The sequence below is a fragment of the Mucilaginibacter corticis genome (assembly GCF_007558865.1).
GTDB classification, from domain to species: Bacteria; Bacteroidota; Bacteroidia; order Sphingobacteriales; family Sphingobacteriaceae; genus Mucilaginibacter; species Mucilaginibacter corticis.
Window position 1 is genome coordinate 1676093 of record NZ_VLPK01000001.1, and the last position, 26313, is coordinate 1702405.

Annotated in this window: 19 protein-coding genes; 11 read left to right on the top strand and 8 right to left on the bottom strand. The window is 44.5% G+C overall.

Going from position 1 to position 26313, the window contains the following annotated elements; all coding sequences use genetic code 11:
• The first annotated feature begins 64 nt into the window (after positions 1-64).
• From FO440_RS07285 to FO440_RS07315, 7 genes are all read left to right on the top strand, one after another.
• Positions 65-3328 (top strand): glycosyl hydrolase, encoded by a 3264-nt coding sequence (locus FO440_RS07285; protein ID WP_246104188.1) that lies wholly within the window; start codon positions 65-67, stop codon positions 3326-3328.
• Between the two features lie 35 nt (positions 3329-3363).
• Positions 3364-5697 carry a GH92 family glycosyl hydrolase gene (locus FO440_RS07290; RefSeq protein ID WP_144247538.1) on the top strand — a complete coding sequence of 778 codons (2334 nt, stop codon included), beginning with the start codon at positions 3364-3366 and terminating at the stop codon, positions 5695-5697.
• A gap of 2 nt (positions 5698-5699) precedes the next feature.
• Positions 5700-7355, top strand: coding sequence for a DUF5060 domain-containing protein (locus FO440_RS07295; protein WP_144247539.1), 1656 nt, complete (start codon positions 5700-5702; stop codon positions 7353-7355).
• A 188-nt stretch (positions 7356-7543) separates the two neighbouring features.
• Positions 7544-8785: a Pycsar system effector family protein gene (locus FO440_RS07300; protein WP_144247540.1), complete on the top strand. Its 1242-nt coding sequence runs from the start codon at positions 7544-7546 to the stop codon at positions 8783-8785.
• A 1-nt stretch (position 8786) separates the two neighbouring features.
• Positions 8787-10817: a polyphosphate kinase 1 gene (gene ppk1 / locus FO440_RS07305; protein WP_144247541.1), complete on the top strand. Its 2031-nt coding sequence runs from the start codon at positions 8787-8789 to the stop codon at positions 10815-10817.
• Positions 10814-11677 (top strand): SdiA-regulated domain-containing protein, encoded by an 864-nt coding sequence (locus FO440_RS07310; RefSeq protein ID WP_144247542.1) that lies wholly within the window; start codon positions 10814-10816, stop codon positions 11675-11677. Before ppk1 ends, FO440_RS07310 begins: the two co-directional genes overlap by 4 nt.
• A gap of 4 nt (positions 11678-11681) precedes the next feature.
• Positions 11682-14243 (top strand): BamA/TamA family outer membrane protein, encoded by a 2562-nt coding sequence (locus tag FO440_RS07315; protein ID WP_144247543.1) that lies wholly within the window; start codon positions 11682-11684, stop codon positions 14241-14243.
• On the opposite strand, the gene FO440_RS07320 is transcribed toward FO440_RS07315, so the two are convergent.
• Together FO440_RS07320 and FO440_RS07325 are read right to left on the bottom strand one after the other, a co-directional pair.
• Positions 14216-16600: a GAF domain-containing protein gene (locus tag FO440_RS07320; protein WP_144247544.1), complete on the bottom strand. Its 2385-nt coding sequence runs from the start codon at positions 16598-16600 to the stop codon at positions 14216-14218. The genes FO440_RS07315 and FO440_RS07320 overlap by 28 nt on opposite strands.
• A 121-nt stretch (positions 16601-16721) precedes the next feature.
• The gene (locus FO440_RS07325) at positions 16722-17339 is read right to left on the bottom strand and encodes a phosphatase PAP2 family protein (RefSeq protein ID WP_246104189.1); all 618 of its coding nucleotides are present in this window, start codon (positions 17337-17339) and stop codon (positions 16722-16724) included.
• Between the two features lie 124 nt (positions 17340-17463).
• On the opposite strand from FO440_RS07325, the gene FO440_RS07330 reads away from it, so the two are divergent.
• From FO440_RS07330 to FO440_RS07340, 3 genes are read left to right on the top strand one after another with little or no spacing between them, the layout of a single operon-like run.
• Complete coding sequence (locus FO440_RS07330; protein ID WP_186292638.1) at positions 17464-17934, top strand: RidA family protein; 471 nt, start codon at positions 17464-17466, stop codon at positions 17932-17934.
• An 8-nt stretch (positions 17935-17942) separates the two neighbouring features.
• Positions 17943-19046 carry a D-TA family PLP-dependent enzyme gene (locus FO440_RS07335; protein WP_144247546.1) on the top strand — a complete coding sequence of 368 codons (1104 nt, stop codon included), beginning with the start codon at positions 17943-17945 and terminating at the stop codon, positions 19044-19046.
• A 4-nt stretch (positions 19047-19050) separates the two neighbouring features.
• Complete coding sequence (locus tag FO440_RS07340) at positions 19051-20121, top strand: dipeptidase (RefSeq protein ID WP_144247547.1); 1071 nt, start codon at positions 19051-19053, stop codon at positions 20119-20121.
• Positions 20122-20124: 3 nt separating this feature from the next.
• On the opposite strand, the gene FO440_RS07345 is transcribed toward FO440_RS07340, so the two are convergent.
• The 3 genes from FO440_RS07345 to FO440_RS25080 form a co-directional block, all read right to left on the bottom strand.
• Complete coding sequence (locus tag FO440_RS07345) at positions 20125-21033, bottom strand: metallophosphoesterase family protein (RefSeq protein ID WP_144247548.1); 909 nt, start codon at positions 21031-21033, stop codon at positions 20125-20127.
• Between the two features lie 80 nt (positions 21034-21113).
• Positions 21114-21629, bottom strand: coding sequence for an ACT domain-containing protein (locus FO440_RS07350; protein ID WP_144247549.1), 516 nt, complete (start codon positions 21627-21629; stop codon positions 21114-21116).
• A gap of 230 nt (positions 21630-21859) precedes the next feature.
• Positions 21860-22030 (bottom strand): hypothetical protein, encoded by a 171-nt coding sequence (locus FO440_RS25080; RefSeq protein ID WP_394348360.1) that lies wholly within the window; start codon positions 22028-22030, stop codon positions 21860-21862.
• Between the two features lie 138 nt (positions 22031-22168).
• Here FO440_RS25080 and FO440_RS07360 point away from each other — a divergent pair, with 138 nt between their 5' ends.
• The gene (locus FO440_RS07360; protein ID WP_144247550.1) at positions 22169-23560 is read left to right on the top strand and encodes a S41 family peptidase; all 1392 of its coding nucleotides are present in this window, start codon (positions 22169-22171) and stop codon (positions 23558-23560) included.
• 119 nt (positions 23561-23679) lie between these two features.
• Here the strand turns inward: FO440_RS07360 and FO440_RS07365 are convergent, their stop codons facing one another.
• From FO440_RS07365 to FO440_RS07375, 3 genes are all read right to left on the bottom strand, one after another.
• Entirely contained in the window at positions 23680-24600 is a 921-nt protein-coding gene (locus FO440_RS07365; RefSeq protein WP_144248228.1) for a helix-turn-helix domain-containing protein, read from the bottom strand.
• A 13-nt stretch (positions 24601-24613) separates the two neighbouring features.
• The gene (locus FO440_RS07370; protein ID WP_144247551.1) at positions 24614-25498 is read right to left on the bottom strand and encodes an NmrA family NAD(P)-binding protein; all 885 of its coding nucleotides are present in this window, start codon (positions 25496-25498) and stop codon (positions 24614-24616) included.
• A 95-nt stretch (positions 25499-25593) separates the two neighbouring features.
• Positions 25594-26220 (bottom strand): DNA-3-methyladenine glycosylase family protein, encoded by a 627-nt coding sequence (locus FO440_RS07375; protein ID WP_144247552.1) that lies wholly within the window; start codon positions 26218-26220, stop codon positions 25594-25596.
• Between the last annotated feature and the right edge of the window lie 93 nt (positions 26221-26313).

Genomic DNA, 26313 nt, shown 5'->3' on the forward strand with positions numbered 1-26313 from the left:
ACTGTAATTTACCAGGATTATGGTGTTATTGTAAACCAATTAAATTCTTAATAAATAATAAATCATGAGCTTAAACAAGGCCGCATTGCTTAGATCTTTTTTTGTTTGTCTGTTGTTTTCTGCGGGTTTTACTACCGGCAGCAGGGCGCAGGTTAAAGCCGTACCTAACTCGGCAATGACCAATTTTAAATCCATCGAAACCGGGTTTATCACCGTTCCTGATAATATCCAAACCAGCGTGTACTGGTACTGGCTGTCAGACAATATCTCAAAAGAAGGCGTGATCAAAGACCTTGAAGCCATGAAACGGGTGGGCATTAACCGCGCCTTTATCGGCAACATCGGTATTGACGATATGCCCTTTGGCAAGGTAAAGATCTTTACACCCGAGTGGTGGGACATTATCCACACCGCCCTAAAAACGGCCACCCGCTTAAATATAGAGATAGGCCTGTTTAACAGCCCGGGCTGGAGCCAGTCGGGTGGGCCATGGGTTAAGCCGGGGCAGGCCATGCGCTACTTAACTTCGTCGCAAACCATGGTAAAGGGGCCGCTGGCGTTTAATAAAATGCTGGACAAGCCTGTGCCGGTTTTCCAGGATGTAAAGGTGATAGCGTATCCCGTGGCTGATGGTTTCGGCCAAAGCATCAGCGATCTGAAGCCCACGCTGTCATCCGTGCCGTCGGCCGAGTCGTTAAATAACCTGATGGACAATGACGAGGCTACCAGCGTAAAAATTCCGCGTGGTGCGCCCTTCGCGTTAAGCATCAGCACGCCGCAGGCCTTTACCGCCCGCAGTATCCTGTTTACCCCGGCTCATGAGGGTTTAAGCTTTGAGGGCGAGATCCAGGCTAAGGTGAACGGCGAGTTTACCACTGTTAAGCATTTCTCGGTTGATCGTGGCAATACGGCCTTGAACGTGGGCTTTTCGCCTTATGGTCCTGCCGCTATTTCTATCCCGGCCACTACCGCTACCGATTTCAGGGTAGTGTTTAACCGCGTGTCTGACAACTGTAAGATCGCCGAGATCAAGCTGTCGGCTACGCCGATGGTAGAGAACTACATCGAAAAAACAGAAGCCAAAATGTGGCAAACCCCGCACCCGTTCTGGGATGCTTACCAATGGGTACCGCAGCCGGTGGTTGATAATGATAAATATGTGGTCGACCCCGCCAAGGTGATAGACATTTCAAAATACATGGCTGCCGACGGTACCCTGAACTGGAACGTGCCTGCCGGCAACTGGATCATTGAGCGCAGCGGCATGACGCCGACCGGCGTGAAAAATTCACCTGCTACGCCTGAGGGCACAGGGCTGGAAACCGATAAAATGAGTACCACCCATATTGCCGCTCACTTTAACGCGTTTTTAGGTGAGATCATGAAACGCATCCCTGCCGAAGACCGCAAAACCTGGAAGGTTACGGTTGAGGACAGCTACGAAACCGGCGGCCAGAACTGGACCGACGAGCTGATCAATGAGTTTAAGCAAACTTACCATTACGACCCGGTGCCGTTTATCCCGGTGATGCAGGGCAAGGTGGTGGGCAGCGAAGACCAGTCCGACCGTTTCTTATGGGACTTGCGCCGCCTGATAGCTGATGATGTATCCTACAAATACGTGGGCGGCCTGCGCGACATCAGTCATCAATATGGACTTACCACCTGGTTAGAAAATTACGGGCACTGGGGCTATCCCGGTGAGTTCCTGCAATATGGCGGACAGTCGGACGAGATAGGCGGCGAGTTTTGGAGCGAGGGCGACCTGGGCGATATTGAAAACAAAGCGGCTTCATCATCGGCACATATCTACGGTAAAACCAAGGTGTCGGCCGAGTCATTTACCGCTGCCGGCGACGCGTTTGCAAGATACCCTGCCATGTTTAAAAAGCGCGGCGACCGTTTCTTTACCGAAGGCATTAACAACACGCTGTTACACGTTTACGTAGAGCAGCCCGAAGATAAGCCGGTGGGCCTGAACACCTGGTTCGGGGTTGAGTTTAACCGACTAAACACCTGGTTCTTTGATATGGATGTATTCTTGAAATATTCTAAGCGGTGTAACATGATGCTGCAGCAAGGCATCTACGTAGCCGATGTAGCTTACTTTATAGGCGAGGATGCCCCGAAAATGACCGGCGTGGTTGACCCGGCTTTGCCGCAGGGTTACTCATTCGATTATATTAACGGCGAGGTGATCAAAACACGCATAACCGTTAAGGATGGTAAACTAACCTTGCCAAACGGCATTAACTATAGCATATTGGTATTGCCAAAGCTGGAAACTATCCGCCCGGAATTGCTTGCCAAACTAAAGGACCTGGTAGCACAAGGCGCGGTTATATTAGGGCCTAAGCCAAGCAGGTCGCCAAGTATGCAGGGTTACCCGCAGGCTGATAAACAGGTGCAATCACTGGCGGATGAGCTTTGGGGTAAGATAGATGGTACTACTGTTAAGGTGAATCATTACGGCAAAGGAATGGTGCTTTCGGGCATGGATATGCAGCAGGCGCTTGACCTGGTTAAGGTGGTGCCTGACGCCAAAGTAACACAAAGCGATTCGATTCTGTTCATTCACCGCGCGGCAGATGGCGGGTCGATCTATTTTGTATCCAACCAAAAAACAAAAACGGTAAATATCTCACCTCAGTTCAGGATCAGCGGCAAACAACCCGAACTATGGAACGCGGTTACCGGCGATATCCGCAGCCTGCCGTCTTATTACCAGGCCAACGGTACAACTACCGTTCCGTTAAAACTGGCGCCTTATGAAAGCGCTTTCATTGTATTCAGGAAAGATGGGGTGAAGAAAGATACCAGTCGTTCAAACTATCCGCAGGCAAGCAAAAGCATCGCCATAAATAAACCATGGACAGTAAACTTTGATAGCAAAATGCGCGGCCCTGCAAAACCGGTAGTGTTTGAAACGCTGACAGATTGGTCGAAGAGTAACAATGATAGTATAAAGTACTATTCAGGAACGGCTTTTTACCATAATAAGTTTAATATAGCTACTTTAGCAAAAGGAACCAATTATATACTCGACCTGGGATTGGCCCGGGCCATTGCAAAAGTTAAGGTAAACGGCATTGACGTTGGCGGTGCATGGACACCTCCTTACCAGTTGGATATTACCAGGGCGCTAAAACCCGGTACAAACACCATTGAGGTAAAGGTGGTGAATACATGGGTTAACCGTTTGATAGGCGATAGCAAACTGCCTGTCGAGCAAAGAAAGGCAACGGCAATAGTAATGCCTAACATGGGTAGAGGCTTAGAGTCGTCGGGATTATTGGGTCCGGTAAAAGTATCGTTAGTAAAATATTAGCGCTGTTGCGTTAATAAGGATAAACCCCAATTACCATGATATCTATAAAAAGATCTCTGTTGATTGCCGGGCTTTTGGGCCCGGCGTTTTTACCGGTTAACGCACAACAAAACAAACAACCCGTTGATTATGCCGACCCGCTGTTGGGTACGTCCGAATCGCGCTGGATGCTGAACCCCGGTGCAACCATGCCGTTTGGTATGGTACAGCTTGCGCCCGATAACCAGGAGGCGGTTTGGAAATCAGGGTATGAATATTCTATTAACAATATTGGCGGGTTCAGTCATATCCACTCGTGGACTATGGCCGGCTTGTCTGTAATGCCAACCGTTGGCGTATTAAATATTAAGCGCGGATCGGCCGATAACCCTACTACAGGTTGGACAACCGGCTATCGCTCGCGCATTTATAAGGAAACCGAGAAAGCAAGCCCGGGTTACTATGCCGTTAAACTGATGAACGGCGATATCACGACGGAACTTACCAGCACCACGCGTGCCGGTTTTTTCAGGTTTAGCTATCCTACAGACCTGGACGCGCACATACTCTTTAACCTGGACGTTCCTTTTGAAAACACCGCCGAGATCCTGGATGCCAAATTCACCAAAGTAAGCGATACTGAAATAGAAGGCTACTCGCACCAGAAATGGGGCTGGCAGGAATATACCGTACACTTTGTGGCGCGCTTTGATAAACCCATGAAAGGCTTTGGCTGCTGGCAGGGGGATAAAATTTCAAAAGACGTTAAAGAACTATCGCGCAAAGGTAAAATGGGTGCTTATGCTGATTTTAAAACCACAGCCGGCGAAGTAATTCAACTACAGACCGCTATATCACTGGTTAGTATTGAACAGGCGCGCCTTAACCTTAAAACCGAAATGGATCCGTTTAAGTGGAGTTTTGACGCGGTACATAACAACGCCCGCACGGTTTGGAACAACCTGTTAGGTAAAATAAAGATTGAAGGTAGTACAGAGGAAAATAGGAAGAAGTTTTACAGCAACCTGTACCGCTCGTATGTGGCGCGCACTACCTGGAGCGATGTGAATGGTAAGTGGATAGACCCTAATGAGGTAGAGCGGCAATCAAAACCTGATTCGCCCATCCTTGGATCAGACGCGTTTTGGAATACCTTCTGGAACCTGAACCAGCTATGGACCCTGGTAAACCCGGATGTCGCCAGTAAATGGACACGCTCTTTCTTGGAGATCTATAAATACGGCGGCTGGCTGCCCAAAGGCCCGGCGGGTATAGAGTACTCGGGTATTATGGAGGCCGAGCATGAGATCGCGCTGATCACCAGTTCCTACCAGAAAGGCATCCGCGATTTTGATACTAACTTAGCTTTTGAGGCGATGATGCACCAGCAAACTACACCAGGCGTGGTAACTCCCGAGGGCGGATTTGCGGGCAATAAATATTATAAATCATACCTTGAGCTGGGTTATGTACCAACCGAAGACGGGCAGGTATCAAACACCTTAGAATATGCTTATGACGATTGGTGCGTGGGCCAATTTGCCAAAGCCATAGGCAAAACCAAAGAGGCCGATATGTTTATGAAACGTGCGGATAACTTTAAAAATGTATGGGACCCATCGGTGAAATACATCCGCATGAAACACCGCGACGGCACCTGGGAGAAAAACTGGAGCCCGCTTTGTTGTACGGCGTTTGACGGCCCCGGCTACCTTGAAGGCAATGCCTGGCAATACAGCTTTTTTAAACCGCATGATGTTCAAGGTATCATTAACCTGATGGGTAAGGACGAGTTTAACAACCGCCTTGACTCGGGTTTTGTAAAATCATCAAAATTTAATTTTAACGCCGATGGCGATATGTATGACCTGGTGCCGGTAAACCACGGCAACCAACCAAATATGCAGGCGGCCTGGCTGTTTAATTATTCGGGTAAACCCTGGCTAACCCAAAAATGGACAAGGGCCATTATGGATCAGTACTACGGCTCAACACCGTATCATGGCTGGTTGGGTGACGAGGACGAGGGCCAGATGGGGTCATGGTTTGTGATGGCGGCAATGGGTTTATTTGAAACCGATGGCGGCGCATCGATCAAACCATTTTATGAGATAGGCAGCCCGCTGTTTCCTAAAGTTACCATTACCTTGGATAATCATTATTATAAAGGGAAAACATTTACCATTGAGGCGCAGAATACATCCAAGGTGAATAAATATATCCAGTCGGCTACATTTAACGGTAAACCGTTAAACAAGCCGTGGGTTTATCACCAGGACGTAGTGAACGGCGGTAAACTGGTGTTAATAATGGGCCCAAAACCAAATATGAATTGGGGCAGCAAGCCCGGCGATGCGCCGCCGTCAATGTCGGCAGCTACTAATAACTAAATATGAAAAATAAGATCTACCTGGCAACCGCTTTATTATGCGCGGCAATTTCGGTTCATGCGCAAACCATTAATACCGTAAAACAGATCACTGCAAAACCACAGCTTTATACCAAAACAGAATTTGATATAGCGCTAACTGCCGATTGGCAAAATCCATACTTGCAGGAAGATGTAGCGCTGGATATGGTACTGCATACGCCATCAGGCAAAAAACTGGTATTGCCCTGTTATTATGAGTCGGGTGACAGCGGCAAGCAATCACTTTGGAAAGCCCGTTTTGCGCCGCAGGAAAAAGGGAAGTACACTTATACTTTTGAGTTTAGCAAGGCAGAGCATGTAGCATCGCGATCAAAAGAGGGCTCATTTATTGTTGGCCAATCAGGTAAAAGCGGTTTCCTTCACTTAAAAAATAACTGGGAGTTTCGGTTTGATAACGGCAAGGCTTTCCGTGGCATCGGCGAGAATATTGGCTGGGAATCGCGCAAGAGCGACGACTCTAAATTTTTCAGCGAACTGCATCAAAAACCTAAGTATGATTACGAATACATGCTGCCCGCGCTGGCAAAGCATGGCGGTAATTTTTTCCGCACCTGGATCTGTCAATTTAATTTGCCCTTAGACTGGCACCGCGATTTTAATAGCAACCGTTATGAACCGTCGGACGCTTACTATAACCCCAGCGCCATCAAAAAGATCGACCGCATGTTCAACTTATGCGATTCGCTGGGTTTGTATGTAATGCTGACATTGGGTACAGGCAATTACAATATCCATGATGGCGGCTTCTCGCCATCGGCTGCTGATTTTTTTGTGAACCCCAAATCAAAGCAGCGTTATAAAAACCGGCTGCGCTATTTCGTAGCCCGCTGGGGATACAGTACCAGTGTTGGCGCCTGGGAGTTTTTTAATGAGGTGGATAATGTACAGTTCGGCAATAGAAATAAACCCATCAGTGCTGACTCGATTGTTAACTGGCACGATGAGATGAGTACTTATATAAAAAGCATTGACCCGTACAATCACCTCACCACTACCAGTATTTCGCACCGCGACCTGAAAGGTTTGAACTCGTTGCCGCACATGGATTTTAACCAGAAACATATTTATAAAAACACCACCGCAATTCCGCAGGCAATTATCGATTACGAGAAAAACTTCAACAAGCCTTATGTAATTGGCGAGTATAGTTATGAATGGGACTGGTCGAAAAACTTTGATGATTTTGCGGGTGAAATGGACAGCGACTACAAGCGCGGCTTATGGTATGGCTTATTCAACCCGACCCCGATATTGCCCATGAGCTGGTGGTGGGAGTATTTTGATAATCGTAAAACAGATGAATATTTGAAAAAGATCCGCCAGATATCTGACCGGATGCTGGCTGCCGCAAACGGTTCTTTTGAGAAAATCCCGGTAACCCCATCAGCAGAAGGTATCATAACCTATGGCGTTAAATGCGGTGGTAAAACATTTGTTTACGCTTATAATCCGTCATCAACAGAAAAAAAGACCAGCCTGGCTTTTGATCTTAAAGGCAAGCCGGTTAGTGCCGAAATATTTGATTGTGAAAGCGGGGAAACTAAAAGAACAACCGCGCCAAATGATATAGTACTACTGGCGAAAAGCGATGTGATATTGATTGTCAACGGGAAATAGAGGTTATTAGTCAATTTTTTTGCTGCGCTGTAACATCAAAGTGTATTAATGTGGATAACACTTTTAATGCCATTTTAAGGTAAGGATAGTGTGTCGTTATTTGCAATTCTGCTAAAATGGGGTTGCCTGTTAAAAAACATATGTATTTTAACAGTAAATTTGGATAACACTACACTAAACACCGCCCAATGGAATATCAGCAATTGTTAGAGGATGTAAAGCAATATGTATTAAACTATTTCGATACGCATCATGACCCCGAATTGTTGTATCACGATCTTAACCACACCAAAAGTGTTGTTGCTGCTGCTACCCGCATAGCCAACCATTATCAATTAAGCGACGAGGATTTTTTTATTGTAATGGCCGCCGCCTGGTTTCATGACACAGGCTATTTTGCCGACAGAATGAACCACGAAGCCAACGGCTCAAAACTGGCTGCCGAATTTTTGACACAAAACAAAGTTGACGCATCAGTTATAGAAAAAGTGGATGGCTGCATCATGGCCACAAAAATGCCGCAGCACCCCACCGGCCTGCTGCAGGAAATTTTATGCGACGCGGATCTTTTTCATTTAGGTACCGATGATTTTTCTGATAAAAATAAAGGGCTGCGTAAGGAGATAGAAACGGTAAAACATATTGAAATAGACAAACAACACTGGCGGCAAAAAAACATCGAATTGTTAGAGTCGCACACCTATTTCACGGATTATGCGCGGTTGTTACTTACTGACCAGCAGGCGAAGAACCTGCGTAAACTCAAGGAAAAGCAGGAAGAAGCTGCCAAAGAGAAATCAGCTGAAGTAACCCCGATTCAAACAACTACCCAGCCCATACCTGAAAAAACAGAAAAGCCGGAGAAAAAGAAAAAAGGCGACCGCCCCGAAAAAGGCATTGAAACCATGTTCAGGATCACATCGGGCAATAACCAGCGTCTGAGCGATATGGCCGATAAAAAGGCGCATATATTGATTACGGTAAACTCTATTATCCTGTCTGCAATAATAAGTTTGGTGTTAAAGAAACTGGACGAGAATAACTTTTTAGCTATACCCAGTTTTATACTCCTTGCGGTGAGCTTGTTATCTATGATCTTTTCTATTCTGGCTACCCGTCCGTCAATCCCCAAAGGAACTTTTACCCATCAGGATGTTGACAATAAAACGGTTAACCTCCTGTTTTTTGGCAATTTCTATAAAATGGGGCTGGAAGATTACACCTATGGTATGGAAAAGGTAATGAACGATACCGCTTTTTTATACGGCACACTGATCAAAGATGTGTACTCGCAGGGCGTTGTGCTTGGGCGCAAGTATTTGCTGTTAAGGGTGGCATATAACATTTTTATGTTTGGGCTAATATTGGCTGTAATTGCATTTGTGGTATCTACAATTTTTCAAGACACCGCGCCCGTAATTATTAAATAATATGGCGTACCAGTTTTTTGACAGGGACCTGAGCTGGCTAACTTTTAACGGGCGCATACTTGACCTCGCCGGTCAGGATAATGTGCCGTTAATGGAGCGTATTAACTTCATGTCCATCTTTTCGTCAAACCTTGATGAGTTTTACCGGGTGCGTATGCCTGTGCTACAGGCTATGGATAAGCTGGGGCAACTGACATCGGCCACCAACGAAATTGAAGATCCGTTAACATTGGCGCAACAACTAATAACGGCGCAACAGCAACAGTTTGGTAAAATATTTGCCGGGCAAATTATACCGTTGTTAAAAAAGAATAACATCTATTTACTTGTTAACGAACCATTGCCCGCAGCATTGGCCGACAGGATAAATGATTACTTATTTAGCCAGGTAATGGCGTTTTTACAACCGGCCGAACTGTCGGATAAAAAGCAATTCTTCCCGCAAAACAATGAATTGTATTTTTTAATTATGCTGGAGGATAGTGACGGAAAAGAAAGGATAGTTGTTCTCAACATCCCGTCAGATCAACTGCCAAGATTTTATAAGATAGACGAAGGCGGTAAAACGTATGTCCTTTTTCTGGATGATATCATCAGGTATAACCTGGGTAAGTTATTCAGAAAAGATATTGTTAAAGGATGCTATTCGTTCAAAATAACCCGTGATGCCGAGCTTGACCTGAAAGACGAGTATCCCGGCGATATCTCTGAACAAATACAAGATCAGCTGAAAAAACGCGACCTGGGGATAGCTACCCGTTTCCTGCACCAGCCCGGTATCCCATTGCGGATACTGCAATTGTTATGCAATAACTGGGGTATCGAATCATCAAACATGGTAGAGGGTGGTAACTACCATAACCTGAAAGATCTTTTTGGTTTCCCTGTTAGCTTGCCCGCTTTGCGATATGACAAGTGGCCTACGATATATAACCGCCTCAGCGCGGATGAACTTATCTTTGATCAGATTGAAAAAAAAGATGTATTGATCAATACGCCTTATCAATCGTACGATACCATTCTGCGTTTTTTTAACGCGGCGGCGCTTGATGAAACCGTCGAAGAAGTATATGTGACCCTATACCGCGTTGCCCGCGATTCGCGCATTGCCAATGCCTTGATCAACGCGGCATCTGCCGGGAAAAAAGTAACCGTATTGGTTGAGTTAAAGGCCCGGTTTGATGAAGCCAATAACATCAAATGGGCCAACCGTATGAAAAACGCCGGCGTTGATATTGTTTACAGCGTTACTGCCTTAAAGGTACATGCCAAAGTTGCTATGGTAAAACGCAGGATAAACGGACGGGTAAAATATTACGGGCTGCTTGCCACCGGTAATTTTAATGAAAATACAGCCGCGTTCTACACCGATCATATTTTAATGACGGCCAATAAAGATCTTTTACGCGAAATAGAATTGCTGTTTATTTTCCTGGCGAAACGGGAAAAACCCACATCGCCTGATCTGATAAATTTTGAGCACTTACTGGTTGCGCAGTTTAATTTGCAGGACCGTTTTTTAGCGATGATAGACCGCGAGATGAGCAACGCCGCGAAAGGTTTGCCTGCGTCCATCACTATCAAGTTAAATAATTTAGAAGAGCAATTACTGATCAGTAAACTTTATGATGCGTCGCAGGCTGGGGTAAAAATATCATTGATTGTGCGCAGTATTTGCTGTCTGGTACCCGGCGTTAAAGGGATGAGCGAAAATATCACCATAAAAAGAATTGTGGACAGGTACCTTGAGCATGGCCGTGCCTTTATATTTCATAACAACGGTACGCCCGAAGTTTACCTTGGCTCGGCCGACTGGATGAACCGTAATATTTACCGGCGTATTGAGGTTTGTTTCCCGGTTTATGATGAACAACTGAAAACCGATATTATTAATATCATTAATATCCAACTGGCAGATAATGTGCAAGCCGTTATGCTGAATGAAAAACTGCAAAATGTACCTGTTAAAACAACCGAACCTGCCATACAATCGCAGCGCGAAGTTTATAATTATTTAAGTACCCGGACATGAAAAAAGTAAATAGCATAACATTAACCGTTTTTCTATCGCTGGCAATCATGGCGGGCATTTCTTGTATCGAGCAAAAGCCATATAACAGCCCTCCGGGGTACGACTTAAATAACCCCATCAAATATTTTATGCCGGAAAGCCTGACCGAAATATCAGGCATCGCTTTTCATCACGGTAAAAACGATACCATTTATGCCGAGCAGGACGAAGCGGGCAAAGTGTATTATTTTAAGCAGGGCGATAAACAGGTAACTAATGTTAAATTTGGTAAACCGGGCGATTTTGAAGATATAGCCATTTTAGGCGAGCAGGTTATTATGCTGCGCAGCGACGGGGTGTTATTTGTTTTCCCGTTTAAAGAAATGCGCGGAGGCAATGTTCAAAACATACTGAAATTTAACGAAATTTTGCCGCAGGGCGAATACGAAGGTTTATATGCCGATGAACAAGCCGGCCAGGTTTACGTAATGTGCAAGCATTGCAGTATGGACAATACCGCTAAAACTAACACCATTTTCGCATTCAACCTGTCGCCAAACGGCACAATAAAACAGGCGGCCCAATATTCACTTAATGTAAGGGATATTGAGGCGCAGCTGGGTCAAAAAAGAATAGCGTTCCACCCATCCGCGATAGCTAAAAATAAAAACACGAATGAATGGTATATCGTATCGTCGGTCAATAAAATAATAGTTGTTACCGACGCTAACTTTAAAGTAAAAATGGTTTATCCTATCAACCCGTCATTGTTTATACAGCCCGAGGGGATAGCTTTTGATAGTCAGAATAACTTATACATCAGCAACGAGGGCGACAAAATAACGCCGGGCACGGTATACAGGTTTAATTATAAAAAATAGGCTTATGGCTTTATACAAATACTTAACAATTGTTTTTTTTATAGGCTTATCGGCGCAGGGTTTTTCGCAAGGTAAAAGCGATAGTATTAGGATAGCTGTAGAGCCGTCGTATAACCAGGTAAGCAAAACGCACCAGTTTTTATTGGGCGATAATTACCGCAAGCTATGGGCCACGCCTGTAACCTTAAGGATCTTCCATTTAGCGAAAGAAAAAGGAGGGCTTACCATCTTACAGCCCGGTGGCGGTATGCAAACCAAATCATTGCGCCTGCAGGACCCGACAGGGCAGGAATGGGTATTACGTACCATCCAAAAATATCCGGCTAAAGTGTTGCCTGTAAACTTACGCGAAACCATTGCTAAAGATATTGTGCAGGACCAGATCTCGGCCGAGCATCCCTTTGGTGCCTTGACCGTGCCAACCCTTGCCGGTGCTTTAGGTGTACCGCATGCCAACCCGGAGATTGTTTATGTACCCGATGATCCGGCTTTGGGCAGCTATCGTAAAGATTATGCCAACCAGGTTTTTTTATTTGAAGAACGCGAGCCGCTTGATGCCAGCAAGACAGACAATACCGGCAAAGCCCAGGATAAATTACTGGATGATAATGATAACCGCGTAGACCAGAAATTGGTGTTGAGGGCGCGGTTATTGGATATGCTGTTGGGCGATTGGGACCGCCATGAAGACCAATGGCGCTGGGAGCGTGATAAAACGGATACGGGCATAGTTTACAAACCTGTACCACGCGACAGGGACCAGGTTTATTATTATTCAAAAGGCGTTTTTCCGTGGGTAGTTTCAAGGTATTTGCTGATGGCAAAGTTCCAGGATTTTCATGAGCGAATTCGTTCTATTAACCGCTGGAACCTGAATGCGCGCAATTTTGACCGCTACTTTTTAAACGGTTTAAGCCAGCAGGATTGGGAAGAGCAAATAGCCTATGTGCAAAAAACACTGACTGACGATTTAATTAACCAGGCAATGCGGAAAATGCCCGATGTAATTTATCAGTTAAGTGGCCAAACCATAGCTCAAAAATTAAAAGCCAGGCGCAATGTGTTGAAAGAGCAGGCGTTGAAATACTATCGTTTCCTGTCGCAAACTGTAACGGTGAGCACCTCAGAAAAACGCGAGCACTTTGATATTACCAACTTACCCGGAGGGCAGGTAAGCGTTAAAATAAACAAGACAAAAAAAGACGGTACGCTTGAGCAGGTAATGTACCAGCGCGTTTTCGACCCCAAAGTTACCGGCGAGATCAGGCTTTACAGCATGGGTGGCCCTGATGTATTTGCCGTGCATGGCAACGCGCATTCGCCAATAACGGTAAGGATGATAGGCGGTGATACTAAAGATAAGTTTGAGATAGATAGTGACATTACCAGCCGTGGCAACCGTTACATCTATGACATCCCTGGCCAAAAAAATAAACTGCCAACCGGCCAGGCTAAGGTTAATATCACGGCGGATACATCGTTAACCAATTTTCACCGCCTGGGTTATAAATATAGCTTTGTAGAGCCACTATTATTGGCCAATTATAATAAAGATTATGGCTTTCAGTTGATAGGTAATATCGTTTACGAAAAACAAGGGTTTGGCAAAGAACCATATGCCTTTAAGCAAAACCTGGTGGTAAGCTACGGGTTTGGAGTAAGCTCGTTGTTACTGCATTATACCGGTGATTTTAAAAAGGCGGTTGGAAATAACGACCTTGTTGTTAATGTGCTGAGCAAGGGCCCTAATTATACCAGCAACTTTTTCGGGATAGGCAACAATACCACTTTTGTTGACGAGGGCACAAAAAAGATCCATTACTACCGCAATGTATATGGTTACATGAACCCTGATGTAAGGCTTAAACATACCTATGACCAATGGACGGTTACAGCCGGTGTTGCCGCGCAATACTATACCGGGGATATTGATGATAACCATAACCGACTTTTAAACGATTACGATGCCTTGCATCCTAATGAACACGTATTTACTACCCAAAGCCAGGCAGGTTTGGTTGCAGGTTTCAGCGTTGATACGCGCGATAAAAGTATTTTCCCGCACAGGGGCATATACTGGAATACCAATTTTACCGGCATGAAAGCCATTAACAACAATGCGCATAGTTATGGCCAGGTACTATCAGAATTTAGTTTCCTGTTAAACCCGGATAAAGACTCGGTATTGGTAATTGCAAACCGCACCGGCGGCGGCACCACCTTAGGTAACGCGGCTTATTATCAGCAATTAAAATTGGGCGGTAACCAAAATCTACGCGGCTTTTACGACTGGCGTTTTACCGGTAAAAGTATGGCTTACAATAATTTTGAAGTCAGGTTAAAGCTGTTTGATTTTGCATCGTATTTGCTGCCCGGAACATTGGGCCTGGTTGGGTTTGACGATGTAGGCAGGGTTTGGACTCCCGGCGAGACGTCAAACACCTGGCATAACGGCTATGGCGGCGGTTTTTATTTTGAACCCGCACAGTTGATACTGATACAAGGGGTAGTAGGTTTTTCAAAAGAAGGCGCTTATCCTTATATATCTGCCGGTTTCAGGTTTTGATGCAATTGTTTGTACAGGTGATCATAACTTGATGTGCGTTGAGCCAACAGGTTTTGATTATGGATCAGCCCTACACGTAAAGCTTTTAGCCCGGCAACGCCCTGCAGCTCTTCAACCTCAAAATGTTCAACATCGTCGGCCAATACACCCGCATTTTGCAGGATGGCTATGTAGTTAAGGTATTCTGCTTCCTCTTCGGCTTTTGCGTAGATGATGGTTATTTTACCTTGCTTGGTAATGCGTTCGTCAGTGCCATTAATATGCGCTTTATCTATCCGTTTTTTGATCACCTCGTAGCGGATATTGTAAGCGCCATCCACATCAAAGTGTTTCTCATCCATCCGGAAACGGATAGCGATAGGTGTGCTGAAAACCAATATTAACGAAGTAACCCCCAGTTGATAAGGCAAAATGCGTTTCAGGTCATACTGCTCGATTTCCATTTCGGCAATTACCCTTAACTGCCACAAACGCAGACGTTGCAAATGTTCTAATGTAAACGCTTTATCAGGCGCAATAGTAGCACCGATATACATATTGTGTTCAACTCCGTCGGTTTTAAACCGCTCGAAGTAATGCGGGTAAAACTCCTGGATCTCTGCCTGCCGGTTATCCAGAATGGTAGCCAGTTTTTGGTTGATCAGCGATAAAGTTTTATCGTAGTTGCGGCGGTTAGCATGAAATTGGCCGGTTAACGCGTCAGACTGTTTAAAGTAATCGTCAATTTTTGCTTTAAGCGATCTGTTTGCGGTTACGGCATATAAAACCGGGTGGACCTTATCCTCAATATGATGCTGAATAAACTGCTCAGTATCAGCGCGGATGCTTTTACTTAGTTCGGCAGCAAAAGTTTTAAGATCGAACAATATTTTTTCGAGCGATGTTTGTGTGCCGGTTTTATCCAGCTCTTCCAGGATCAGTATCAGTTGATTTAATTGATTGCTCAAATCTGTACTTACACTTAGATTGCGGGTTACGGATGACTCGCTGATATCAACCTGCCCATATAAAGGATATACGTCTTTAAACTTGATCTCTTTAAGCGCATAAGTCAGCCCGCCGTTTGCCGATTCAATAAAGTTTTGTGCCTCTCTCCTGAATTTCCAGTAAACGCTTGGGTGCAAGGTTGTGTAATGCTCCTGAATGACCGCCTGCACCCTGTTTTGCATTTCGTGCATCTTGCGGTCTATGGTATCAATTAAAAAAGGCATTACAATTTCGAGTTTGTTGGCGGTAACGCTGTTAAGCTCACGGCTGCGTGGCGATACCAACTCCAGTATCCCGAATAAAACACCCTCTTTTATAACAGGTGCCAGTATAAAACTTTGAACGCCCTGGTTCTTAAAATGCTGGCCAAGGTCATTACCCGGATTTTGCTGGATATATTTATTTACATCGCTAACCGAGAAGTAAGAACTTTCACGTATAACACATTGATAAGATTGGCCGCAAAGCAATTCTTCACCAGTGTGGGCTTCCTGGTATGGCAGTAAAAAACTTGGCAGATCAGGCCCGAAACGCGAATGGATAAATTTGCGCTCGCCACTATCAAACAAAGTAAATCCAAGACGCAAATCAGAGATATCAAACATCGACCTGAAAATAGAGATCAGGTTCTTTTTAACATCAGGTGCCGAGTAATTGCTTAATAAACTGGTTTTTAATACAGACAACGCATTTTCTGTAGTCACGTCTATAAGCGTCATCAAACCAAATCCTTTAATAATATAACTGCCCGGCGGGAATTTCTCTTTCCACAGGTCGATGTTACTGTAATTGTCCATCAACTCGTTAATTTCAACAGGCGTTAACTTAAGCGCTTTCTCTGTAGGAAACAGCTCGAGGAAATCGGCATTATACAAAATGCGGTAATGTTTAATGACCCCATTGGCAGTTGGGATGTCAAAAAACATAGGTTTTTTAAAATCGAGTTTAGTGCCGTAAAGGCTGTTTAAAATAATACAGCAGCTTAATACGTACAATTGCAGGTCGTCAAAATCACGGATGTTGATCTCGAACGCATCACCCGCGTCTTCCAGGATCCGTTTAAATCTTTGGGTATGGTTAAATATTAAGCCCTGGTAGGGGATGCTTACCGCCTTTATCTCGTTTAATGTTAGCGATTCAGGAAACAACTCTTTCATCAGATCATGGATCAGTTCTGCATTTTCCGAGAGTTGTTTTTCGCTGGTGATACCATCTTTTAACTCCGGATGTTGCGCTACCCGTTGCAGCAATTGTTTGGCGCGTAAGCCTTTCCATCCCGTATCGGTTGCCGCAGTTTCTTCCAGCCCCTCAATTATTTTATAGAAGGAAAGTTCAAGCCGGAAGGGTTTATCTGCAAATTGCGGAAACATAAGTGGATGCGATTGGCTGCAAAATTACTAAAAATATAGCGTTAAGGGTTAATATACAGCTTTCTGACGATTTTATGAGCGAGTTTATACACTCAAATTACAAAATGTCACAAAGCAAAAATTATTTTGCCTTTAAAAAAGACATAGATAATGCCGAACCTACGCCAAGCGCGGCGCCTGCGGCAACGTCGGTGGGATAATGCTCGCCCAGGTACATGCGCGAGTAGCTTGTTGTTCCCGCCCATAAGAATGCAGGTGCTATAACATACCATTTAGGATAAGCCATTGACAAAGCCGTAGCTGTAGCCATGCTACTCGACGTATGCCCTGATGGAAACGACGTTCCGCTGGCTCGATAAACCGGTGTAATGCTGATGTTTTGTATAAAAGGCCTTGGGCGTTTTACAATATGTTTTAGTAACAGGGTAAGGCCGTAAGATAATGCGGTGCTGCTGGCTACAAACGCCGCGTTTTCGCGCATGCCTTTATCGTTGTTGATAGTGCCTGCAACCAGTAAACCTGCGGGGACACCAATATTGCCATAAAGTAAATTTTTACTTAAAAACAGCATGATGCCGGTTTGCTCAGGGGTGCGTCGGTTTTGCAGGTCGATCATTACGCGGTCATCAAACTGTTGTAACTGCGATTGGGCAAGAGTCTGTTTGCAAATCGATACGATAAAGATCAGCAGGATAAAAAAACCTTTTGAAAATGTACCGGTATGCGATCTTTTAGACACGATGGCAAGATACTAAATTATGTAATCAGGATACAGCATGTAATATAATTTGACAGGTACAATGCAGAATTATCTTGTAAAATGCATTAATTTCAAGGCGTAATATCAACTCATAAAATTATAGCTGAACATGCTTACTCCTGACGAAAATTTTGCACAAACCGGTTTAAATCTTCCGCCGGCGCCATCACCGCTTGGTGTTTATAAACCATACCTGATTGATGGTAAATACCTGTATGTATCGGGCCATGGGCCGGTTAATGATGATAAGAGTTTAATTATTGGCCGCATTGGCGATACCATTACTATGGAAGATGGTAAACTGGCGGCGCGCCAGGTGGGCTTGACTATCTTATCTACCATAAAAACTAATTTGGGTAGTTTAAATAAGGTAAAGCGCGTTATTAAAGTTTTGGGTATGGTTAATTGCACGCCCGATTTTGAAAAACATCCCTTCATTATTAACGGCTGCAGCGAATTGTTTGCACAGGTTTGGGGAACCGAAAACGGTATCGGCGTGCGCAGCGCGGTAGGTTTTGGCTCATTGCCTGACAATATCCCTGTTGAGATAGAGGCCCTGTTTGAATTAGAATAATTAGAGCTATGGCAGAATGGTTTGAAATCTCAGATGTCGACTTGCTGGATACCCCGGCATTGGTAGTTTATCCCGACAGGGTAAAACATAACCTTGCTGTGGTTAAAAACAGCATCGACAACACAGACCGTTTAAGACCGCATGTAAAAACACATAAGTGCAAAGAGGCAGCGTTGTCAAATATGGCTGCCGGCATTAACAAGTTTAAATGCGCTACCATTGCCGAGGCCGAAATGCTTGGGATGTGTAAAGCACCTGATGTATTGCTGGCTTATCAGCCGATAGGCCCCAAAGCAGATCGCTTTATTAAATTAATAGAGCAATACCCTGATACACGATTTTCATGCCTTGTAGATAATTACCCCTCCGCAAAGTATTTAAATCAGTTGGCAGAAGAAGCGTTGGTTAAGATTGATGTCTATATCGATCTGAATGTGGGCATGAACCGTTCGGGCATTGCGCCGCAGGATGCTTTTGATCTTTACGGGGAATGTAGATCGCTGCAATCCCTTAATGTGATAGGATTACATGCTTACGACGGGCATATTCATGACCATGACCTAAGCATCCGCACTGAAAAATGTAATGCTGCCTTTAAGCCGGTGAAAGACCTAGTACAACGCTTGCGGTCTGCCGGTTTTGACCCGGTAATAGTGGCAGGCGGCTCACCGACTTTCCCGATACATGCCGCCAAAGCGGATATTGAATGCAGCCCCGGTACGTTTATTTATTGGGATGGGGGATATGGTAACGCTTTTAAAGAGCAGGCTTTTTTTACAGCCGCGTTGGTGGTTAGCCGTGTGGTATCCCTGCCTGACGAAACTAAAATATGTTTGGACCTGGGGCATAAATCGGTAGCGTCAGAAAACGTGTTGGATAAACGTGTAACATTTTTAAACGCCCCCGAATTAAAGCCTGTAAGCCAAAGCGAAGAGCACCTGGTTTTAGATGCGGGCGAAGGTCATAACTATAAAGTGGGCGACGTATTATACGGATTACCCCACCACATTTGCCCGACGGTAGCTTTATATGAGCGGGCAATTACTATTGAAAATAATAAAATTAGCGGCGAGTGGCATACCATAGCGCGCGACCGTAAGATCAATATTTAAAACCATGTTTATTGTAGATGCCCACCTTGATTTGAGTATGAACGCGCTGGAATGGAACCGCGACCTGACGCAACCGGTTGCAGCCATTAATGCCCGTGAGGTGGGTTTGACCGATAAACCTGACCGTGCTAAAGCGGTAGTATCCCTGCCCGAATTGCGCAGTGGTAATATTGGTTTGGTAGTAGCTACGCAAATTGCAAGGTATGTTGCTCCGGATAATTTATTGCCCGGCTGGCACTCGCCCGAGCAGGCCTGGGCGCAAACGCAGGGGCAACTGGCCTGGTATAAAGCCATGGAAGATGCCGGCGAAATGGTACAGGTAAATGATCTGGTTACGCTTGACAAGCATGTAAAACTTTGGACCGATTGCGGGGAAAATACAAAGAAACCTATTGGTTATATTTTAAGTCTTGAGGGCGCCGACTCATTGGTAACCGTAGGTCATTTGGAACGATCTTACCAGTCTGGTTTAAGGGCTGTTGGTCCTGCTCACTATGGTCCCGGCAGATACGCGCAGGGTACAGACGCTACCGGGTTTATGGGGCCAAATGGGCATGAGTTGTTAAAAGAAATGGAGCGGCTTAATATCATCCTTGATGCTACTCATCTATGCGATGATAGCTTTTGGGAAGCGCTTGATCATTTTAACGGTCATGTTTGGGCCAGCCATAATAACTGCCGTGCATTAGTAAACCATAACCGCCAGTATAGTGATGAACAGATCAAAGCGCTGATAGAGCGGGGTGCAGTGATCGGTGCCGCGTTGGATGCCTGGATGATGGTGCCCAACTGGGTACGGGGCGAATCAACGCCTGAAGGTATGAATTGCAACCTAGAAGTAATGATAGATCATATAGACCATATTTGCCAGATAGCCGGTAACGCGCTGCACGTGGGCATAGGCTCTGACCTGGATGGCGCCTTTGGCCGCGAGCAATGTCCGTATGACCTGGAAACTATTGCCGACCTGCAAAAGGTTATCGGATTATTAGCAAAACGCGGTTATACCACCACGGATATCGAAAATATGATGAACGGCAACTGGCTGCGATTTTTAAGAAAAGCCTGGGCTTGATTATTAAACCTGGTAATTAACGTATCGCTCATCAAACGTGCCATCGGCATACAGGTCTATTATTCCGTATCCGGGCGCGGTTTCACGTTTATTGCCTTTCCACCAGGCACCGCTTACCGCGCCGTTACAAATAAAGGTTACGTTGTTATACACCACTTTATCGCGCAGGTGGATGTGCCCGCTAAGGCATAGTTTTACGTTGGGGTGCTTATAAAACAGGTTAATTATTTTAGCGGTATCGGTATGCATATCGCCGCCAAGCATTACCCATTTGTTTACAATATCATCATCCACCAGGTTTGTAGCAGTAAGGATAGGGATATGCGACAGTACCAATACCGGCATATCGGCGGGTGTGTTTTTTAGCTGATCTTCCAGCCATGCAAATTGTTCATCGCCCAGCTTACCAATATACCAGGTATTATCAATATCCAGGTGTACGCTGTCAAGCAGGATAAACTTCCAGCCATTTTGGGTAAAGCTATAATAAGGTTTGGCAAGGCCAAGTTGGTCCATAGAGTAGTGCTTACCATAGGTAGCCTGTCCTTTGGTATCTTCGTTCCACCAGATGTCATGATTACCCAGGCAATAATGAATAGGTAAACTGCATTCGTTTTTCATAATGCTTTTTACCAGGCTCCATTGATTATTAAGGGTATCCATATTTTCCTTATTCATGTCAAAAACAACATCGCCGCCGTTTAAGATAAGGTCGACCTTTGGCGTTTGTTTTTGCAGGTGATGCAGGCATTGGGTAAAAAGAGCGGGCGCGTTCAAATCGTTTTTAAGGTGCACATCGGTAATATGGGCAACCCTTAATACCGGCTTTTTAACAGGTTCTTTGGCCGCAAAAATAAACGACGGCAATAATAATGCTCCCCCAATGTTTTTGAGGGCTGATCTTCTTTCCATGGTAACTTCAGACTTTTAGGTAATCTAATTGGCGAAGCTAAAATAACATTAAAAATTAACGGCTAAATTATTGTTAACAATTATGTCGACCATAGATCTAACGTGGCCAGGCTCTCTTCTATGATAAGCCCGCTTTTGCAGAAGCCCAATAAATGCGGGCCATCAAGTTGACTGTATAGTTCTGACAAGTCCTTATCCGATCCCGTTTTACAGATCACCAGGCTATCTTTAGCTGCGCTGCTTAATGTGGCGCCATATTTTGCCATCAATGTCCATAATTGCTGGTTTAATGCATCAATGCCGATCCTGTAAAATCCTGTTTTTCGCAAACCCTCGCCTGCCGGGTAAGCATTTACCGAATGTACCTCCACTATTTTTTTAAGTTTTTCTGTAAAAGGTAACAGCGCGTAAAATGGAACTTCAGCTTCCAATGTTACCAGTACAATATCGCTGATGTCGGTACGTGCTACATTCAGGCTTTGAACGTGATAACTGCTGCGATTAAAGTAGATCATGATCTGTCCTATCAGGCCTTTTTTGTCTTCGGCATAAATGGAGAAAATAAACTGGTCTGTTGGTTTTGCTGGCTTTTTCATTTTTTTTGATCATAAAAAAAGCCCCCCGGTTGTCCGGGAGGCTTATGTATCATTTGGTTAATTAAATACAATCAGAACACTCCCGGCGATAGCGGAATCAGAATAACAAGCACAATAATGACATTCAGCAGGTTTAAGGCCGGCTGTATCTTGTCAACAATGTATTTATAGTTACTTGTCATTACAGGCACAAGATAAGATTATTAATTAGCTTATCGACACAAAATATTTCAATTAAAAGATTGCCTGAACTCCAAAGGCGAAAAATTAGTTTTTGTCTTGAATAATTTACTGAAAGATTGCGGATGTTCATCGCCCAGCTTACCAATATACCAGGTATTGTCAATATCCAGGTGCACGCTGTCAAGCAGGGTAAATTTCCAGCCATTAGACAGCAGCATTTGTCCGTGTACTTTGGTTCTACCCGGATTTTGGCCTGAATAAACAAGCTGGGTGTATCAATCAAGTTACTTTGCGCAAAGAGCGTTTGTTTGAGTATACTTTTATATTTGATTAAATATTATACTTAAACTCAATTGATGAAAGCTACTTTTATTAAACAAACAGGCAGGGCAATTTGTGTAGCAACAGTATTGTTGTTAGGCAATAGCCTTAGTACGTTTGCACAAACCGTTAGCGATGCCGATGCTCACGAAATAGTAACCAAACTTGGCGACAGACTGGTTGACGTATATCCGTTCCCCGAAATAAGTGAAAAGTATAAAGCCGACCTGCTTAAAAATGAAGCTGCCGGCCACTACCACAGTTTAACCGAAACCGAGCTGGCTGCAAAATTAACAGCCGATATGCGCGCTACCCACAAGGACGTACACTTGCGTGTAAGCCGTAACGAAGAAAGCTATAAAAACATGACCGAACCACGCGGTAACAGACGAGGCGGTGCCCGTACATCAGAAGATAACTCGAATGAAAGAGCAAACTACGGCTTTAAACGTGTGGAGATTGACGGTACAACCTCAACCGCCTATGTTGAAATTCCAGGTCCGTTCCTGGCATCGGAGGAAGCACTTGACATAGCCGCTGCCAGCATGAATATGTGTGCTTTCAGCAAATATGTAATTCTGGATGTTAGGCATAATCCGGGTGGTACCGGGCAAATGGGCCGCTTTTTGGCTTCGTATTTTTACCCTACCGGACGCGAGCAATTTTATTTGAACGGATTTTATAAAGACCGTACCCGCGACGAGCAGGAGTGGACTTACACTTATGTACCGGGCAGACACATGCCTGATGCTAAAGTTTACATCCTTACCAGTCGTGGCACAGGGTCGGCATCTGAAGGTTTTGCTTATGCGATGCAGCAATTAAAACGGGCCACCATTGTTGGCGACACCAGCGCAGGAGCAGGCATAGCCGGTGGCAATGTTGCGCTAAAAAACAACCTGGTTGCTTTTGTGCCGGTAAAAATGGTTGTTGGTCCGCATGATAATCATGGCTGGGAAGGCACGGGGGTAATACCTGATGTTGAAACAGGTAAAGACGATGCGCTGGCTGCAACCCACAAATTGATCTTACAGGATATCCTGGCAAACTCTGTTGATACCCTACAGAAAGCAGCCGCACAATGGGTGTTAGACGATAGTGGTATAGCTTCCAACGCCGCAACCAACATGAAAGCAAAATACGGCGATTTGGTTGGTAAATACAGCAGCAACATTACCATTACCTATATTAAAGGCGATTTACTGTGGAACCGTGTTGAGCCGGGCAAACCAACTGAAAGCTACCCGCTAAAAGAAGTTAAGCCGGATGTTTTGGTTGCCGTAGGTTTAAATGCCAACATCGGGCCTAACGTGTCGCGTATATACATTAATCGCGACGCAAAAGGTAAAGTAGAGAGCCTTACCCGCAAAACCCTTGGCGGTAATGGCCGTATATCAACTACCGGCATGCCGATCAAAAAAGTTTAACACAAATAAGTTTATCTATCGAAAGAACGGCCCCGTATGTCCGCAATTCTGTATTTATAGTTGCTTGCCATTACAGGCACATAACAAGATTATTAATTATCTTATCGGCATAAAATATTTCAATTAAAAGATTGCCTGAACTCCAACGGTGAAAAATTGGTTTTGGTCTTAAATAATTTACTGAATGATTGCGGGTGTTCAAAGCCCAGGTTGTAAGCAATTTCACTTACAGATAAAGTGGTGGTTGATAGTTTTTCTTTTGCTTTGTCTATCAGTTTTTGATGGATATGTTGTTGGGTATTAAGCCCGGTAAGCACCTTTAATAATCCGCTCAGATATCCCGGCGATACGTTTAATTCTCCCGCAATATAAGTTACGCTGGGCAGTCCGTTTTTTGCGATCCGGTCATCTTCAAAGCAGGCTGCCAATAGCTCTTCTAAACGGGCGAGTATTTGATGGTTATTTATTTTGCGGGTAATAAACTGCCGCTCATAAAACCTTTTTGCGTAGGTGAGTAACAGCTCGATCTGCGCTATCATTACATCCTGCGTAAACTTATCTATGTTTGCATGGTACTCTTGCGCTATGTTTTGCATCATGCCCAAAATCGTAGCCTCTTCCTTATCTGACAGGAACAGGGCTTCGTGCACCGAGTAATCAAAAAAATCATACTGCTTTATCATTTTTGCCAAAGCGGTGTTCCATAAAAAATCAGGATGGATAAGTAATAACCACCCTGATCTTTTTGGTACGGTCCCCGGTTTGGCCTGGATGCCAAAAACCTGTCCCGGCGCAATAAAGAACATAATGCCCTCATCAAAATCATATTGCTGCTGGCCGTATTTCATTTTGGCGTTGAAATCCCTTTTTAACGAGATAGAATAAAAGTCAAACAGCAAACTTGTAGGTGTATCATCAAACGGGTGAGTTATTTCTTCCAGGTTGATCACACTGATGAGCGGGTGCTCGGGTTTAGGTAAACCCATTACCTGGTGATACTCGCTGATGGTTTTGATCCGTAAGGGCTGGTTGGCTTTCATCATTACAATATCGTTATTTCGCGTTAAATGCCGCTGCAAATTCTTTGGCAAAATCTTCTGTCTTTACATTGCCTAACACGGGTTTATGCAGATAGTAATCCTCATTGATCAAGCCGGTGTGGCAGGCAGCAAACATTTCAACCATGGTGGCTGCTACGTGCGGCGCCATGCCGTACGACTCATACGCTTTTTGCATTTCGTCATCAGAGATCGTCACCCATTTCAGGTCTGGTTTGCCAATGGCCTCGCCTAAAATTTGAGCTATCTCATTACAGGTGCGTTCATCGCTGGCGGCGTAAACAATTTTATTGCCGGTGGTTTTTGCTTCTATTTCTGACAAAGCAGTAGCAGCTATATCTTCCGGCGATACCAACACTACCCGGTCATCGCCACCATAGTTTGCGACCATAACTCCGGCAGATTTTATCATGCCTGCAAAGCGATGCAAATTGTAATAAATATACGTAGCACGAACAAACGTAAGCGCTTCAAGATCGAGCTTGAGCAGTTCGTTTTCGATATAATGATGCAGCTTGATCAAACCCACGCCCTTTTCTAAATGCGCACCATAGCTGCTGATATAAACCACACGTTTTACGCCTGATTGGCGGAGAGCCATAATGTAACTATCGGCTACCTTGCGGCTGTACGCTACCGGGTCAGGCGCAGCATTATGCGGCGGGATCATTGCATGTACAACATCGGCACCTGTAAAAGTCGCGGTTAAAAAATCGACATCATCTACCGAACCGATGGCAGCTACAGCCCCTAATGCCTCAATATCTTTTTTCCTGTCGGGATTGCTGCTGATAACAACAACCTCATGGCCCTTCTTTACTAATTCTTCCGTCAGGGGCTTGCCAATGTGCCCTAATGAACCTGTTACTATAATTTTCATGATATCTGTTTTTTGATAACACAAAATTCAATAACAGTAAAGAAACAGGCCTAACCAAATCTGCGCTTGTTGTAGTCAAAACGCACATGCAGTTGCTAACCTGTAGTTTTTGTGCTTTGTTGCTGATTGATCCACTGCCACAAGTGTACGCAGAGATACGTACGGTAAGGGCTCCATTGTTCTGACAGGGTAATAATATCTGCCCTCAATTTTTTCCGGTCTGTTTTATCCAATCCAAACAGCATGGCCATGGCATTTTGGATACCAAGATCATCAGGGATAAAAATATCTTCCCTGCCAAGGCTAAACATCAGCAATATATGAATGGTCCATTTGCCTACACCTTTTATAGTGCCCACATATTTATAAATGTCGTCATCGTTCATTGCCTTTAGCTGTTCCAGATCTAAGCCTTGGTCAATGGCAAATTGTGCTACATTTTTAATGTAACCCGCTTTTGCTGCGGAAAGGCCGATAGCCCTGAATTGTTCCACAGGCGTATCAATAACCTGTTGCGGGGTAGGTTCAAGCCCACCATAGATATTTATGAACCGCTTATAAATTACATCTGCCACTTTGGTTGATAGTTGCTGGTTCATGATAGAGGTATACAAAGCCAGGGGGATATTTGCCTTTTCTTTTAACTCATAAGGAATGCTGTTTTCAAACAGTTTAGCTAACAGCGGATCGGCGGACAGTCGGAGGTAATAAGCAGAATTCATTTTTAAATATCGGTATTTATCCTGATGTCAAAATAGGAACAGATCAATTTGTCATCAAAAACTAATAATTGATTTTAATTGGAACGATTGTTC